The sequence below is a fragment of the Corynebacterium sp. HMSC073B01 genome (assembly GCF_001838255.1).
GTDB lineage: Bacteria > Actinomycetota > Actinomycetes > Mycobacteriales > Mycobacteriaceae > Corynebacterium > Corynebacterium jeikeium_D.
The window spans coordinates 22,985-36,829 of record NZ_KV836159.1; the positions used below are offsets into that span (position 1 = coordinate 22,985).

A 13,845-nucleotide genomic window follows, 5' to 3' on the forward strand; every position below is an offset into this window, starting at 1 on the left:
CTTTCGAATATTGACGAATGCCGACTTTCGAAAACTGAAAACTCCTTAAAAATTTCTAGCGCCCCTCACCTTAATGGGGTGAGGGGCGCTAGCGCGGTAACAACACGCTGCCGTTTTCTATCGGCAGCGGATAGACCGTGAATTAACGCTGGTAGAGAGCCTCAATGTCACGCGAGTAGTTGTCCATGACAATGTTGCGCTTGACCTTCATGGTCGGGGTCAGCTCGCCGCTTTCCTCGGTGAAGTCACTGTCCAGAATATGGAACTTCTTAATGGCCTCTGCGTGAGAAACCAGCTCGTTAGCGGAGTTGACGGCGTCCTGAATCTCGGCGCGCAAAACTGCGCTGGAGGCAGCGAGTTCACGGATCGAGGTGTGCTCGGGGACGGAGTGCTCAATCTTCCACTTCGCCAGCGCCTCCTCATCCAGGGTGACCAACACGGAGACGAACGGACGACCATCGCCGATGACGACTGCCTGGGACACCAGCGGGTGCGCACGCATGCGGTCTTCCATCGGGCCCGGCGCGACATTCTTACCACCAGCGGTGACAATGAGGTCCTTCTTGCGGCCGGTGATCTTCAGGTAGCCTTCTTCGGTCAGCTCACCGAGGTCACCAGTCTTAAACCATTCGCCGTCGATGAAGGCTTCCTTGGTTGCCTCTTCGTTCTTCCAGTAGCGGTCGAACACAACCGGACCACGGAGCAGAACTTCGCCGTCATCAGCGATAGCGGCGGAACAGCCACCGACCGGACGGCCAACGGTACCAATGATTTGCTCGCTCGGGTTGTTCACGGTGACGGCAGCCGTGGACTCAGTCAGACCGTAGCCTTCGTAGACAGGCACACCGAGACCACGGAAGAAGTGCCCGAGGTCAGAGGACAGAGCCGAACCACCGGAAATGGTGTACTGCACGGCCTCACCCATAGCTGCGCGAATTTTCGAGAACAGCAGGCGATCGTAGAGCTGGCGACGCAGCTTCAAGACACGCGACGGACCTGCCGGAGTATCCAGTGCCTTGGAGTACTCGATGGCGGTGGCCTCAGCACGCTCGAACATGGCCAGACCGAATGCGCCCTTCTCCTTAGCGGAGGCGTAGGCGGAGTCACGAACCTTCTCGAACACGCGCGGCACACCGAGAATCATGTGCGGACGGGAACGCTGGAACTCCAGGGTGACGGTCTTGGTATCAGCCCAGTGAGACTGGGTAGCACCGGAAATCATCGAAGCCAGGGACACTGCGTGAGCCAACACGTGCGCCAACGGCAGGAAGGTCAGAATGCGGTTACCCGGACGGGCAATCAGGCCAATCTCGTTGGTGAGGATGGCGCGGGCCTCCGCCAGCCAGTTGCTGTGCAGGAGCACGCAGCCCTTCGGACGACCAGTGGTACCGGAGGTGTAAATCACGGTTGCCAGGTCGTCGGCCTTGGTGTCCTTGATGCGGCGCTCGACCTCGTCGCCGTCAATGTCACGGCCTTCGTAGCTAATGGTGTCAGTAGCGGAAGCGTTAATCTCCAGTACACGACGCAGCTGAGACTCGCCCTCCGGGTTCTCGGTGCCCTTTTCGACCAGCAGAGGCTTCATGCGGTCGGTGTGCTCACGCGACTCGGTAAATGCGAAAACAGCACCGGAGTTTTCAATAATCCAACGAATCTGGCCAGACGAAGAAGAGCCGTAAATCGGGACAACAGCAGCGCCTGCCATCCAGATAGCGGTATTGATCAGGTTCCACTCGTAGCGAGTCTCACTGAGCAGCGCTACGCGGTCGCCCGGCTGAACACCGTTGGCAATTAGCCCCTTAGCGACGCCCTTTGCCTCGTCATAGAACTCCTGAGCAGTGACATTTACCCACTCAAAGTTCTTGGGGCGAGTGAAAAGCACCAGCTTCGGGCGCTTCTGCACCAGCTCCTGCAGCGAGGTAATAATCGTTTCGTCCTCGCCGATGACGTATTTCGCCTCGGTAGTATATTCACGCATCGAGTTACAAACCCCTACTTTCGGTAGTTCTGTCCGTCGTTGGTTTCGTTAGGAATCAACTTAGAACATCAAACCCTGCGCCGTTGTGATTTCAGTAAATATTTCGATAACGAAGTGATTTACCTTACTACTGGCAAAGTTTTTCTAAACTGGCATGATGGAAAGGGTGACACAGGCAGCTTCCAATCCTCCCCTTTCCTCTCCACTCGCCGACCTCGCTAAAGATGTCGGAGTTGGGGTTTCCTACTACTCCACCGAGGGCCAACTCGTGCACGTCTCTCGTGAGACAGTGCTAAAAACTCTCGCTGCTCTCGACATCGATCTGGGCCCAGATCCCAGCGATGCCGACATCAACGACGCCCGTCGTGAGTGGGCAGACACGCAGTGGTCTCGCCTTCTCCCGCCCGTGGTAGTTACCCGCCAGGGCATCTTCCACCGAGTTCTGGTTCACGTACCGCACGGCAGCAATGTCAGCGTGACTGTGAAACTGGAGGACGGCGCAGAATGGCCCTGCGCTCAGGTGCACCACTTGGTACCGCCACGCCAGGTCGGCGATGTGTTGATGGGTGAAGCCGCCTTCGCAATTCCAGAGGATCTGCCACTTGGTTGGCATCGCTTGCGCGCAGTCAACGATGACAACGTCGCTGAGTGCGATGTGGCCGTAACCCCCAACCGTCTCGCCACTGCCGACAAGTACGTGCAGAATCCTGCGCATGGTGTCATGGCACAGCTGTACTCGGTACGCTCCAGCCGCAGCTGGGGTATTGGCGATTTCGCTACCCTCGGCGACTTGGCACAGGTCAGTGCAGAGCACGCGGGCTCTGATTTCGTCCTCATCAATCCGTTGCACGCCGCAGAGCCACTGCCTCCGGTAGAAGACTCGCCGTACCTGCCCACCACGCGCCGCTATGTCAATCCGCTGTACGCGCGCCCAGAGCTTATCGACGAGTTCGGGTACCTGGACAAGGACGAGGCCGATGAAGCCCGTGCGCTAGCGAACTCTTTCCACCAGCTCAATCACAGCCCTGATGAGATTGACCGCAACCCCATCTACGCTGCAAAGCTCAAGGTATTGCGGGCAATTCACAAGATCCCCCTGTCCAGCGCACGCCAGGCGGAATTTGACCGTTGGCTGGAGGCCGAGGGCCGTGGCATATACGACTACGCGTCGTGGTGCACCGAGCGCGAGCTCGCGGATCGCGCTGCTGCCCGCGATGCTGCACGCGCTGCCACTTCCGATTCTGGTGCCGTAACCGAGAACGATATCGAGTTGGTTCCACCGTTGGGTAACCACGCCAGTGTCGAATCTCTGCGGGAGGAAATCTTCCAGTTCCACCTCTGGGTGCAGTGGATTCTCGATCAGCAGCTCGGCCAGGCACAAGAGGCAGCCCTGGATGCGGGTATGCGCATCGGCATCATGGCCGACCTTGCCGTCGGCGTGCACCCTGGCGGCGCGGATGCCGAGAACCTTGCGGATTGGCTCGCTCCTGCTATCTCTGTTGGCGCACCGCCAGACGGTTTTAACCAGCGCGGCCAAGACTGGTCGCAGCCGCCGTGGAACCCGCACAAGCTAGCCGAGGCCGGCTACCGCCCCTGGCGCGACATGCTGCGCACAATCCTTCGCCACGCAGGTGGCATTCGTGTTGACCACGTGCTGGGTATGTTCCGCCTCTGGGTCATGCCGCGGATGGAGTCCCCCGTCAATGGCACCTACCTGTACTTCGACCACGAGGCAATGGTCGGCATTCTCGCACTTGAGGCCGAGCTCGCTGGGGCCGTCGTCGTGGGCGAAGACCTGGGCACTTTCGAGCCGTGGGTGCAGGACTACCTGGCCTCGCGGGGCATCATGGGCACCTCGATCGTGTGGTTTGAATCCGAGGGCGACCAGCCGAAACCACCAAGCGCTTACCGCAGCCTGTGCCTGTCCTCCGTCACCACGCACGATCTGCCGCCGACGGCAGGCTACCTCGCAGGCGAGCACATCAAGCTACGGGAACGCCTGAGACTATTGCTTTCCGACGTCGCGGAGGAAGACCGCCGGGACTTCGAGTGGATTCGAAAGGTTTTGGGTGCGGCCAAGGAAGCCGGCTGCTTTGGTGACACGGCTGCGGCGGACATGGATGTTCATTCCCTTACCCGCGATAATCTGCCACCAATTGACGCACTGGTCACGGGGCTGCACCGCTTCCTCGACCAGACGCCATCCGCGCTGAAGTGTGAGGCCTTGGTGGACATGGTCGGCGATCGTCGTACTCAGAACCAGCCGGGCACGAGCCACGACCAGTACCCGAACTGGTGCATTCCGCTAACCGATGCCGAGGGCAAGGCCGTGCTTGTCGAGGACCTGCCTCGCTTCCCCGGATTCAAGCGTTAATTGGTTCGTGAGCGACTAATCCCTCATTTTTGCTGTTCACCGATCTTTCAGGTTATATGCCCGGCACTAAAACCGAGGCTAAAACTGGAAATCGGTGACTGCACCAGCGATGAGGATGAGAAGAAGCAAAACGATTAGGGCAAGTAGGACCTTCGAGTGCCTCGACCGATGCATGCTAACTCAGCTCCCTACTGCGAAATATTTGCGAACTACCCAACTCTAGCCTGTTGGGCAAATTTCCTAATACTTTAAGACATACCTTAGGGCAGCGATAGCGACCCAACACTTAAAGGGGGCTTCTCCCAGCTCAATTCATCGGGTCTCTCGGTGAGCTATCCGCAAGGCCACTACCTCTTCGGCTAGCTCTCGCTGCCCGCTCCTCGACGCTCCTGCGAACGCTCCCGCCGATGCACCGACCTCTGCCACAGACGTCCGCTGACAACATCGATTGCGCCAACGAGAACGAAAGCAAGAAACCCTCCGACTACCAGGAGAACCACGCATAGCACGCTGACCTGCGCAAGCAGTGGCAATTGGATAAGCCACTGCCCTACTCTGTCGAATGCTTCTGCCATGAGTGTCAACCTACCCTGCCGGTGACCGGAATAACCAGTGGGCGGCGGTCGCGGGGCTCGTCGTAAAGCGTGAAGCTAGGCATCAGTGCCCGACAGCCCGCGGCGTTCGAGGAGCGGCTGGATGTCCTTATCGCGACCTCGGAAGGCACGGTAGGCGGCCATGAAGTCGATGGCGCCACCACGGGAGAGAATCTCCTCGCGGAAGTGGCTGCCGCCGCTGATTGTGGCACCGCCGTTGTCGGTGAACCAACCGAAACCGTCCGCGTCGAGCACCTCTGCCCACAGGTAGGAGTAATAGCCCGCCGAGTAACCGCCGGCGAAGATGTGGTTGAAGTAGCGGGAGCGGTAACGCGGAGCCAGGTGGGGAACGTCGAGGCCGAGTTCACCGAGTGCTTCCGCTTCGAAGGCATCAACATCAGTGACCTGAGCTGCTTCCTCCTCGGTGAGGCTGTGCCAGGCCAGATCGATGGCGCACGCGGCGAGGTACTCAACCGTGGCGAATCCCTCACCAGCGGTGCGGGCCTTCTTCACAGACTCGACTAGCTCGGCCGGGATCGGCTCACCGGTACGAACGTGGACGGCGTAATTGGCCAGAATGGATGGCTCAAGTGCCCAGTTCTCGTTAATCTGGGAGGGGAATTCCACGAAGTCGCGCGGGACGTTAGTGCCCGAGAAGGTCGGGTACGTGACGTCGGAAAGCAGACCGTGGAGGGCGTGCCCGAACTCGTGGAAAGCAGTGGTGACCTCGTCGAGCGTCAGTAGCACCGGGGTTCCCGGCTCGGTTTCGGCGATGTTCATCACGTTGACCACGACTGGCAGGCGCCCCAGCAGACGGGACTGGTCCCTAAACGAGCTCATCCATGCACCACCGCGCTTAGTCGGGCGCGAGAAGTAGTCCGTAATAATCAGGCCGATGGTCTCGCCTCCGCCCTGGCGTACCTCCCACACGGTCGTGCCCGGCGCGTATCCCTGCAGGTCCTCGCGCTTGACTACCTCGATGCCGTAGAGCTTGCGGGCAGCGTAGAACACGCCGTCTTCGATGACACGGTGCAGCTCGAAGTAGTTCTTGAGTTCCTCCGTGTCGACTGCGAATTCTTCCGCTTTACGACGGCGCTCCCAATACGGCCAGTCAGCGCCCGTGACCGTCTCACCGCCAGCCAGATCAGCGACCCGCTTGTACTCGCCTTCAGCATTGGCAATGGCAGCTGGCGCCAGGTCTGCAATGAGCTTCCGAGCAGCCTCTGCGGTGGTTGCCGTCTCCTTGGCAATGACGTAATCCGCATGCGTGTCGTAGCCGAGCAGCTTGGCACGGCGGGCACGCAGGCGCGCCATTTCCAGCACAATGCCGGAGTTGTCGAACGTGCCGGAGGCAGCACCCGCACGCCCCAGTGAGGCTTCATAGAGCTTGGCGCGAGTAGCCGGATTATCCAGGTCAGCCAGCTGTGCCGGAGTTGACGGTAGGTCCAGCGGAATCAGCCACGGCGCATCGGTGTCGGCCTTTTTCGCGTAGGCGGCGAAGGACGCAATGGCGTCGTCGGAAAGCCCGGCGAGTTCCTCGCGGTCGTAGATCTCCACGGCGCGCGCGACGGTGTCCTTCAGTAGGTTTTCACCGAAAGCCGTGGAGAGCTCAGAGAGACGGGAATTGATGCGGCTGAGCTCGGCTTTGTCCTCGTCGCTGAGGTCCGCACCGGCGCGCTGGAAGTCTTCGCGGACTTTCTTCAGCAGCAGCTTCGCCTCTTCCGGATTGGCGGCATCCTCAACGCTGTCGATGGCATTGATGCGCTGCCACAGGTCACTGCGCATGCGAATCTGATCCAGGTGTGCAGTGAGCTGCGGGGCAATCTCGGCTTCAATTTCCATGCGGACATCGGTGGCGTCCGTGCCGGCAACGTTGAAGAAATAAGCAGCGACGCGGTCCAGATCCTGGCCCGCCTTTTCCATTGCCTCGATGGTATTAACAAAGGTCGGCGCCTCCGACGACGTGGCGATGGCGTCGATCTCGCGTGCATGGCTGCGCATTGCTTCGCTAAAGGCCTCGCGGACGTGGCTGTCATCGATTGCCGCAAAATCTGGCAATTCGCAGAACAATTCTGACGGTGTCAACAGTGGATTTCGTGCATCATTGGTCATAGTGAATTCAACTGTAGCGTGCTCGAAAAACCAGAGTGCGCCTACCGTCTGAAACAGGCTCCCCGCCGTTCTGGCAGGACCAACCGTGACGAGGAGGCGTTTTCCGCCATGACAGAGACGACTATTTCCGCTCCCTGTGGGAGGCTAACCGGCCGTATTCACGATGACGCAATACAAGTTTTCAATATCGATTACGCAGATGCTGCTCCGTTCGCCGCGTCGGCACCGGTGGCTGACGGGCCACAGTCAGGCACTCGGCGCTGTGAACCCGAGCGCGAATTAGTTCTCACCGTCACCGCACCGGCTGAGCCCGCGGACGCTTCCTATCCCGTATTGCTGTGGATCCACGGTGGTAGCTACGAGTTTGGGCATCCCTCCGAGCCCTGGACGGACGCGACGGCCTTCGCACAGGCAGGCATCGTCACCGTTTCGCTCGGATACCGCAAGGGCCTCGAGGGATTCTGGCGCGACAGTGAAACAGAGACCTACCGGGCCATTGATGACCTGTATCTGGGGCTGCAGTGGGCTCGTCGTAACGCGCCTGCCTTCGGCGGCGATATCGACAACATCACTATCTCGGGGCAATCGGCGGGTGCGGCGCTGGCGCTCACTCTCGCTGCCGACGAACGCACTCGCGGCCAGATCCAGCGCACCATCGCCATGTCGCCGGCCTTCTCGCTGCTGTCGGGCTCGCGTCTCCGCCGCACGTTGGCGGGCATCGGTGTGGGACGTGCGCCGTCCACCGACGTCTTTTCGCGTGCCGACGAACGCAGGGTCGCTCGAGCCCAGAAATTGGTGTCGGCATCCTCACCTTCGGATCCGGCAATTGGGCCTCGCTTTGACAGCTTTGCTCCCACACTGCCAACGATGGTGACTGCCACCAGCGAAGAGTTCTTCTCAGAACCGCCGGTTGTGGCGATGGACAAGTTGCCCATGCGGGAGTGGATGGCTCGGCGCTACGCCAAGGGGCATCGCGGCCACGGCGAATTTCCGGCCACCGCCTATGCCGAACGTCCGATGGGGAATGTCATTTCTGACTCAGCGATTCGCTCATACGCTGTTAAAGTCGCCGAACGGTCCGTGGCGGCTGAGCTGGATGTGTGGGCGGCACAGTTCGAACCGGGAGAAGGGTTGGGCTATGCACCTGCTGGCCGCACCAGTGGTGCTCCGCACTGCATCGACATTGCACGCTTCTTCGGTATGAAGGAACCCAACCATCCATTCCACCAAGTGGCGGTCGAGTTCATCCGCGAAGGCACCTCACACATGCCCCGCTACAACAATGACCGCAAGGTGACCACCTTTGCTGGCGCTGACGCCCAGGCAGTCGAGGACATTGCCATCGATGCGTGGGCGGCTCCGCGCCAGCTCTTTGGCGCATAAGGCATAAGGCGGGTGAGGCTTGCGCTGGTTAGCGCTGTGCTGTTGTGCTCAACAACTGAGCCCAGCGACTTAAGCTGGCAAAGTCTGCATGTACCGATAAATCTCGACGCAGACCAAAATGGTGATCAGCGTGATAAGTACTGCTATGAGTTTCCTGCGATCCATAGCCACCGTTCTTACCGAAGCACCAGGCCAGACGCAAGCTTTACCCTCTGTGGTTAACTGTCAACTATGGAGCCGCTTGATTTATTAGTCCCCGAGAATTCCGCGCTGCAGCCGGTCGACCCCGCGCTGGCTAAGGTGAAGCGAGTCGCGCACGCCGCTCCCCTGCTAGTTATCACGATTGCATCCGTCGTCGCCGCTGTGATGTGGACTCCGTGGATGTGGTTGGGCGTCCTCGCCTGCGTGCTCTACTTCGCATATATCTACTGGCTCATCGGTCGACGAGTTCGTGCCCACCGATACCTCGAAGAGGACAACGACTTCATTGTTGCGTCCGGACGCTGGTGGCGCTCGGTCACTGTCGTCCCTTACGGACGAATCCAGTTCATCGACATCGATGAAGGACCTCTCCTTCGACTATTCGGACTGGCAACGCTGAAGCTCAACACAGCATCGGCGAGCTCGGATGCAGCCGTCCACGGTTTGCCACGTGAAGAAGCGCTCGCCCTGCGCGCTCGTCTATCTCAGCGCGCCCACGACCGGATGGCGGGTCTCTAAATGAGGCATAGAGTTCATCCCCTATCTCCGCTGCTCAAAAGCTTTGCCACAATCGCTGCGGTGACTGCATTCGCAGTCGCGAATCAGTGGCAGTTGGCCGTTGCGGTCGTGACTCAGCTCTACGACTGGGCATGGCTCGGTCTCCTTGTCGGTACCGGTGCGGTCGCCATAATTATTGGTCTGATTGCATTTTTCTCGTGGCTGTCCTGGCGGTATACGTTCTACGAGCTCACCGACGATGAGGTTCGCTACGGCTCCGGATGGCTACTGCGTTCTCGACGCGCGGCACGGCTCGACCGCGTGCAGGCGGTGGATATCAACCAACCATTGTTGGCGCGCATTTTCGGGCTCGCCGAAATTGTCATTGAAACAGCCGGCGGCTCCGATTCACACTTCACAATCAAATACCTCACTCCCCCGCAGTGCGAACAGTTCCGCGCCGACGTGCTGGGTGAGGTAGAAAAGCTGGACACCGAACTGGCGCATTCGCTTTACGACGGTGACAGCTCCACCGCGCCCCTCGACTCCGGCGCTCACATGTCCTCTCGCATGCCCGAAGCGAAGACCATCTTTGGCCCGGTCGATGTCGGACGGCTGATTGCATCCGTGGCCATTGGACCCGGTCTTTTCGTCGGCATAGCTCTCATCCTCCTCGCCGTTGTCTCTGCGCTGTTTACCGACCTCATCGTAGAAATCCTCAGCGGAGTAACCATCACTACTCTGATTGTGATTGGCAGTTTCGCTGTCGGCCTTTTCGGGGTACTAAATCAGTCGTGGGATTTCACGCTGAAGGTATCGTCGGAAAGCAGGCGTCTGGCGATTACCGCCGGACTGTTGTCGACGCGCGCTCAGACCATTCCCATTGATCGCATTCATGGGTTTAAAGTGGTGCAACCGCTCTGGTGGCGTCCGTGGAGATGGTCCCGTGCGGATGTCTCGGTGGCGGGCTATGGCCTGGACAGCACACAGTCGAACAACACACTGGTGCCAGTGGCACCGGCACCGGAGACGGACGCGATTGTCGATTACCTGATGACTGAGATTGCGGGACCGTCCTCCGCGGATGACCTGTTGGGCTCCTGGCAGACTCCACGCACGGCGTGGTGGCTCAGCCCAATTGACTGGAAATTCCAAAAGGTGCAGGCCACGCGGCGGGGGCTGTTAGTGACCAAGGGGCGGTTCTGGCATACGCGGTTCATAGTCCCTTGGCAGCGCATCCAGGGGCATACACTAACCATTTCTCCGCTGAAGAAAGCGGCGGGGGTGGCAAACGTGCGAATCGACATGGTGCCGGGAGCGGTCACTCCGGTGGCAACGGAGTTGAAGTTGGATGATGCGTACCAGCTCACCGCGCTGATTCAGGAACACAAGGCTGTTTAGAATGCTGTTTAATGAGGTCTCCCAGGACGGCCGTCTCGCGCGGTCTTGTGGGATCTCGCAGGAAAACTCTCTCTGCAGGCTAGTGGCATAGTCATTACGCTGGGATGCATGACTATCGCCAAGGAAGATTACGAGTGGTACCGCAGCGCGGTGTTCTATGAGGTGCTCGTCCGGGCCTTCTTCGACTCCGACAACAACGGCTCCGGCGACCTCAAAGGGCTGACGGAGAAGCTCGATTATCTGCAATGGCTGGGCGTTGACTGCCTCTGGCTGCCGCCTTTCTACGACTCCCCGCTGCGCGACGGCGGTTACGATATCCGCGACTTCCGCGCCGTGCTCGACGAGTTTGGCACGGTCGAGGATTTTAAGGTGCTTCTCGACGAGGCCCATGCGCGCGGTATCCGCGTTATTACTGACCTGGTGATGAACCACACCTCCGATACCCATGAGTGGTTTCAGCAGTCGCGCACTGATCCGGATGGCCCCTACGGCGACTTTTATGTCTGGACTGATGACCCGGACACTTACTCGGGCGCACGCATTATCTTTGTCGATACCGAGGATTCCAACTGGACCTATGACCCGGTGCGTGGCCAGTACTACTGGCACCGTTTCTTCTCCCACCAGCCGGATTTGAACTATGACAATCCGGCGGTGCAGGAAGCGATGCTCGATGTGCTGCGCTTCTGGTCCGATCTCGGCATCGATGGCTTCCGCCTCGACGCTGTTCCCTACCTCTTCGAACGCGAAGGTACTAACTGCGAGAATCTGCCCGAGACCCACGCTTTTCTGAAGCGCTGCCGCAAGGTCATGGATGAGGAATACCCGGGTCGCGTCCTGCTGGCGGAGGCCAACCAGTGGCCCTCCGATGTGGTGGAATACTTCGGCGACCCGGAGGTCGGTGGCGACGAATGCCACATGGCTTTCCACTTCCCACTCATGCCACGCATTTTCATGGCGGTGCGCAAGCAGTCCCGCTTCCCCATCTCGGAGATCCTGGAGTCCACGCCAGAGATTCCGTCTTCGGCTCAGTGGGGCATTTTCCTGCGCAACCACGATGAGCTGACGCTGGAAATGGTCACCGATGCCGAGCGCGACTACATGTACGCCGAGTATGCGCACGATCCGCGGATGAAGGCCAACATCGGCATTCGCCGTCGTCTAGCGCCACTGCTGCAAAATGACCGCACACAGCTCGAGCTTTTCAATGCCCTGCTACTCTCCCTGCCGGGTTCGCCGGTGCTCTACTACGGGGACGAAATTGGTATGGGCGACAACATTTGGCTCGGTGACCGCGATGGCGTGCGCACACCGATGCAGTGGTCACCCGACCGCAACGCCGGGTTCTCCAAGGCCGACCCTGGTCGGCTCTATCTGCCGACCATTCAGGATGCGACCTACGGTTACCAGGCGGTCAATGTCGAGAACCAAGCGAGCTACTCCAATTCGCTGTTGAATTGGGTGCGTCGACTGATTCAGGTCCGCAAGCGCTATGAGGCTTTTGGCCTCGGTGATTTCCGCGAGCTGAATAGCGATACCGCCTCTGTTCTGACCTATCTGCGCACATACGGCGACGAAGTGCTGCTGTGCGTCAACAACCTGTCCTCCTACCCCGCGGCCGTCTCGCTGGATCTGTCCGAGTTCGCCGGAGCCACCCCGGTAGAGCTCACGGGTTCGGTTCCCTTCCCCACGATTGGCACTGATTCCTACCAGATCACGCTTCCTGGTCACGGTTTCTACTGGTTCGAAATCCAGTTGCCGCCAGAGACAAACCTCGAATCGAGCGCCTCGATGTCGGCGCCGACAATCCCGGTTGCGCAGGCGATATCGGACGCGCCGGTGACGTCATCACGCGAGCACTCCGGCACGGCCGCCGATGCCGTAACAAACGCCGATAATAAAGAGTGATCTTTTAAGTCCCGAAAGGCGAAAGAACTAAAATGACTATTCCCACCGCCGAATTCATTGCCGAAGAGCTGGCAGAAACACTGGTCAAGATGCGCTTTTTCGCTGACAAGGTCTCTGACATCGACCACGTCGAGATCCTCGCGCTTGACCCCGTACTGCGCGACAATCCCGACAGTCCCGATGTCGATATCGCATTGGTGAGGGTGCACACCGCACATTCTGCACCGACCTATCAGCTGCCCATCGCTTGGGCGGAGGACGTCCCCGATGGCCACGAGCAGTCCCTGCTGGTTCGCGCCGAGGGCATCGTCGGCTACGACGCTCTGATCGATTCGGATGCCATCACAGCACTCGGCCAGAAGCTTTCCGACGAAGGCAAGCTCGGCCGCATGGAACTGCGGCGTGTGCCGGGCTCTGAGCAGCTCCGACCGGAATCCGGCCGCCCCATGGGAGTCGAGCAGTCGAACACCTCGGTCATTTTCGACGACCGCGTGATGTGCAAGTTCTTCCGTCGCCTCTACCCCGGTACTAATGCCGATGTGGAGCTGCTGGCCGCACTGGCCCAGGCGGATTGCAAGTTCGTCCCTGAGCTCTACTCCTGGGTGGAGACCACCATTGGCGAAGACACCTACACCACCGCCATGCTGCAGGAATTCGCACCGAACTCGGTCGATGGCTGGGAGTTGGCTCTTGGCGCAGTGCGCGATGCCATCCGCGACAGTCAGACCCCGCTGGAAGATTTGGGCACCGACTTTACATCCGAAGCGCGTGCGCTCGGCGCAGCAGTGGCCTCGGTACACAGCAGCCTCGCTGCCGCTGTCGCGGTAAAGGAGCGTCTGACCGGTGCGGAGCTGGTAGCCCCACTGCGAGCTCGACTGGACTTCGTTGCTGGTGTGGTGCCACAAATTGCTGAGGTCAAGGATAAGGCTCAGGCTATCTTCGATCGCGCGGAGGCTGCGGTTCCGGAAGGTGGCGCCGTCGTCCAGCGAATCCACGGTGATCTGCACTTGGGGCAGGTATTGCGCACGCCGAGCTCTTGGCGCTTGATTGACTTCGAAGGCGAGCCGTCGCGCCCGTGGGAGGAGCGCCGGCTGCCGGATCACCGCCTACGCGATATCGCCGGCATGATTCGCTCCTTCGATTACGCCGCTCACTACCCGCTGCTGACCGGACGTGAAGACACCGAGGCGGCTACCGAGCGTGTTGAGCAGTGGGCTCGCCGCAATATCGATGCGTTCTTGGAGGGCTATGGCGATGCCAGTGACCCGGCGCTACTGGAGGCTTTTGTACTGGATAAGGCCATCTACGAGTGCCTTTACGAAGCGCAGAACCGCCCCAACTGGCTGCCGCTGCCGCTTGGTGCTGTGCGCTCGCTGTTAGGATAGGGCTTTTGTCGCAGT

9 protein-coding genes are annotated in these 13,845 nt (G+C 59.8%); 6 read left to right on the forward strand and 3 right to left on the reverse strand.

Annotated elements, in window-relative coordinates; all coding sequences use genetic code 11:
- Positions 1–142: 142 nt before the first annotated feature.
- Complete coding sequence (locus tag HMPREF2849_RS05945) at positions 143–1,975, reverse strand: AMP-dependent synthetase/ligase (protein WP_070862737.1); 1,833 nt, start codon at positions 1,973–1,975, stop codon at positions 143–145.
- Between the two features lie 154 nt (positions 1,976–2,129).
- Between HMPREF2849_RS05945 and malQ the strand changes: the two genes are divergently transcribed.
- Positions 2,130–4,349, forward strand: a complete 2,220-nt coding sequence (gene malQ, locus HMPREF2849_RS05950; RefSeq protein ID WP_049189616.1) for a 4-alpha-glucanotransferase — start codon at positions 2,130–2,132, stop codon at positions 4,347–4,349.
- A gap of 359 nt (positions 4,350–4,708) precedes the next feature.
- Here malQ and HMPREF2849_RS05955 read toward each other — a convergent pair whose 3' ends face one another.
- Positions 4,709–4,924 carry a hypothetical protein gene (locus HMPREF2849_RS05955; protein ID WP_042388817.1) on the reverse strand — a complete coding sequence of 72 codons (216 nt, stop codon included), beginning with the start codon at positions 4,922–4,924 and terminating at the stop codon, positions 4,709–4,711.
- A 75-nt stretch (positions 4,925–4,999) separates the two neighbouring features.
- Positions 5,000–7,054 (reverse strand): M3 family metallopeptidase, encoded by a 2,055-nt coding sequence (locus tag HMPREF2849_RS05960; RefSeq protein ID WP_070862738.1) that lies wholly within the window; start codon positions 7,052–7,054, stop codon positions 5,000–5,002.
- Positions 7,055–7,162: 108 nt separating this feature from the next.
- Between HMPREF2849_RS05960 and HMPREF2849_RS05965 the strand changes: the two genes are divergently transcribed.
- The 5 genes from HMPREF2849_RS05965 to HMPREF2849_RS05985 all read left to right on the forward strand — a co-directional run bounded on the left by HMPREF2849_RS05965 (position 7,163) and on the right by HMPREF2849_RS05985 (position 13,830).
- A complete protein-coding gene (locus tag HMPREF2849_RS05965; RefSeq protein WP_049170708.1) occupies positions 7,163–8,437 on the forward strand; it encodes a carboxylesterase family protein in 1,275 nt (424 codons plus the stop codon).
- Between the two features lie 231 nt (positions 8,438–8,668).
- On the forward strand, positions 8,669–9,157 hold the full coding sequence (locus tag HMPREF2849_RS05970; protein ID WP_049170706.1) for a PH domain-containing protein: 489 nt from the start codon (positions 8,669–8,671) through the stop codon (positions 9,155–9,157).
- Positions 9,158–9,217: 60 nt separating this feature from the next.
- A complete protein-coding gene (locus tag HMPREF2849_RS05975; RefSeq protein ID WP_070600904.1) occupies positions 9,218–10,537 on the forward strand; it encodes a PH domain-containing protein in 1,320 nt (439 codons plus the stop codon).
- 108 nt (positions 10,538–10,645) lie between these two features.
- Complete coding sequence (treS, locus tag HMPREF2849_RS05980) at positions 10,646–12,445, forward strand: maltose alpha-D-glucosyltransferase (protein ID WP_070862739.1); 1,800 nt, start codon at positions 10,646–10,648, stop codon at positions 12,443–12,445.
- 32 nt (positions 12,446–12,477) lie between these two features.
- Positions 12,478–13,830, forward strand: coding sequence for a maltokinase N-terminal cap-like domain-containing protein (locus HMPREF2849_RS05985; protein ID WP_070438715.1), 1,353 nt, complete (start codon positions 12,478–12,480; stop codon positions 13,828–13,830).
- Positions 13,831–13,845: the final 15 nt, after the last annotated feature.

What these genes read in the sequence shown, in the direction of transcription:
- HMPREF2849_RS05970 (WP_049170706.1), top strand. Translation starts at nt 8,669, where the DNA reads ATGGAGCCGCTTGATTTATTAGTCCCCGAGAATTCCGCGCTGCAGCCG.
- HMPREF2849_RS05960 (WP_070862738.1), bottom strand. Translation starts at nt 7,054, where the DNA reads ATGACCAATGATGCACGAAATCCACTGTTGACACCGTCAGAATTGTTC.
- HMPREF2849_RS05965 (WP_049170708.1), top strand. Translation starts at nt 7,163, where the DNA reads ATGACAGAGACGACTATTTCCGCTCCCTGTGGGAGGCTAACCGGCCGT.
- treS (WP_070862739.1), top strand. Translation starts at nt 10,646, where the DNA reads ATGACTATCGCCAAGGAAGATTACGAGTGGTACCGCAGCGCGGTGTTC.
- malQ (WP_049189616.1), top strand. Translation starts at nt 2,130, where the DNA reads ATGATGGAAAGGGTGACACAGGCAGCTTCCAATCCTCCCCTTTCCTCT.
- HMPREF2849_RS05955 (WP_042388817.1), bottom strand. Translation starts at nt 4,924, where the DNA reads ATGGCAGAAGCATTCGACAGAGTAGGGCAGTGGCTTATCCAATTGCCA.
- HMPREF2849_RS05985 (WP_070438715.1), top strand. Translation starts at nt 12,478, where the DNA reads ATGACTATTCCCACCGCCGAATTCATTGCCGAAGAGCTGGCAGAAACA.
- HMPREF2849_RS05945 (WP_070862737.1), bottom strand. Translation starts at nt 1,975, where the DNA reads ATGCGTGAATATACTACCGAGGCGAAATACGTCATCGGCGAGGACGAA.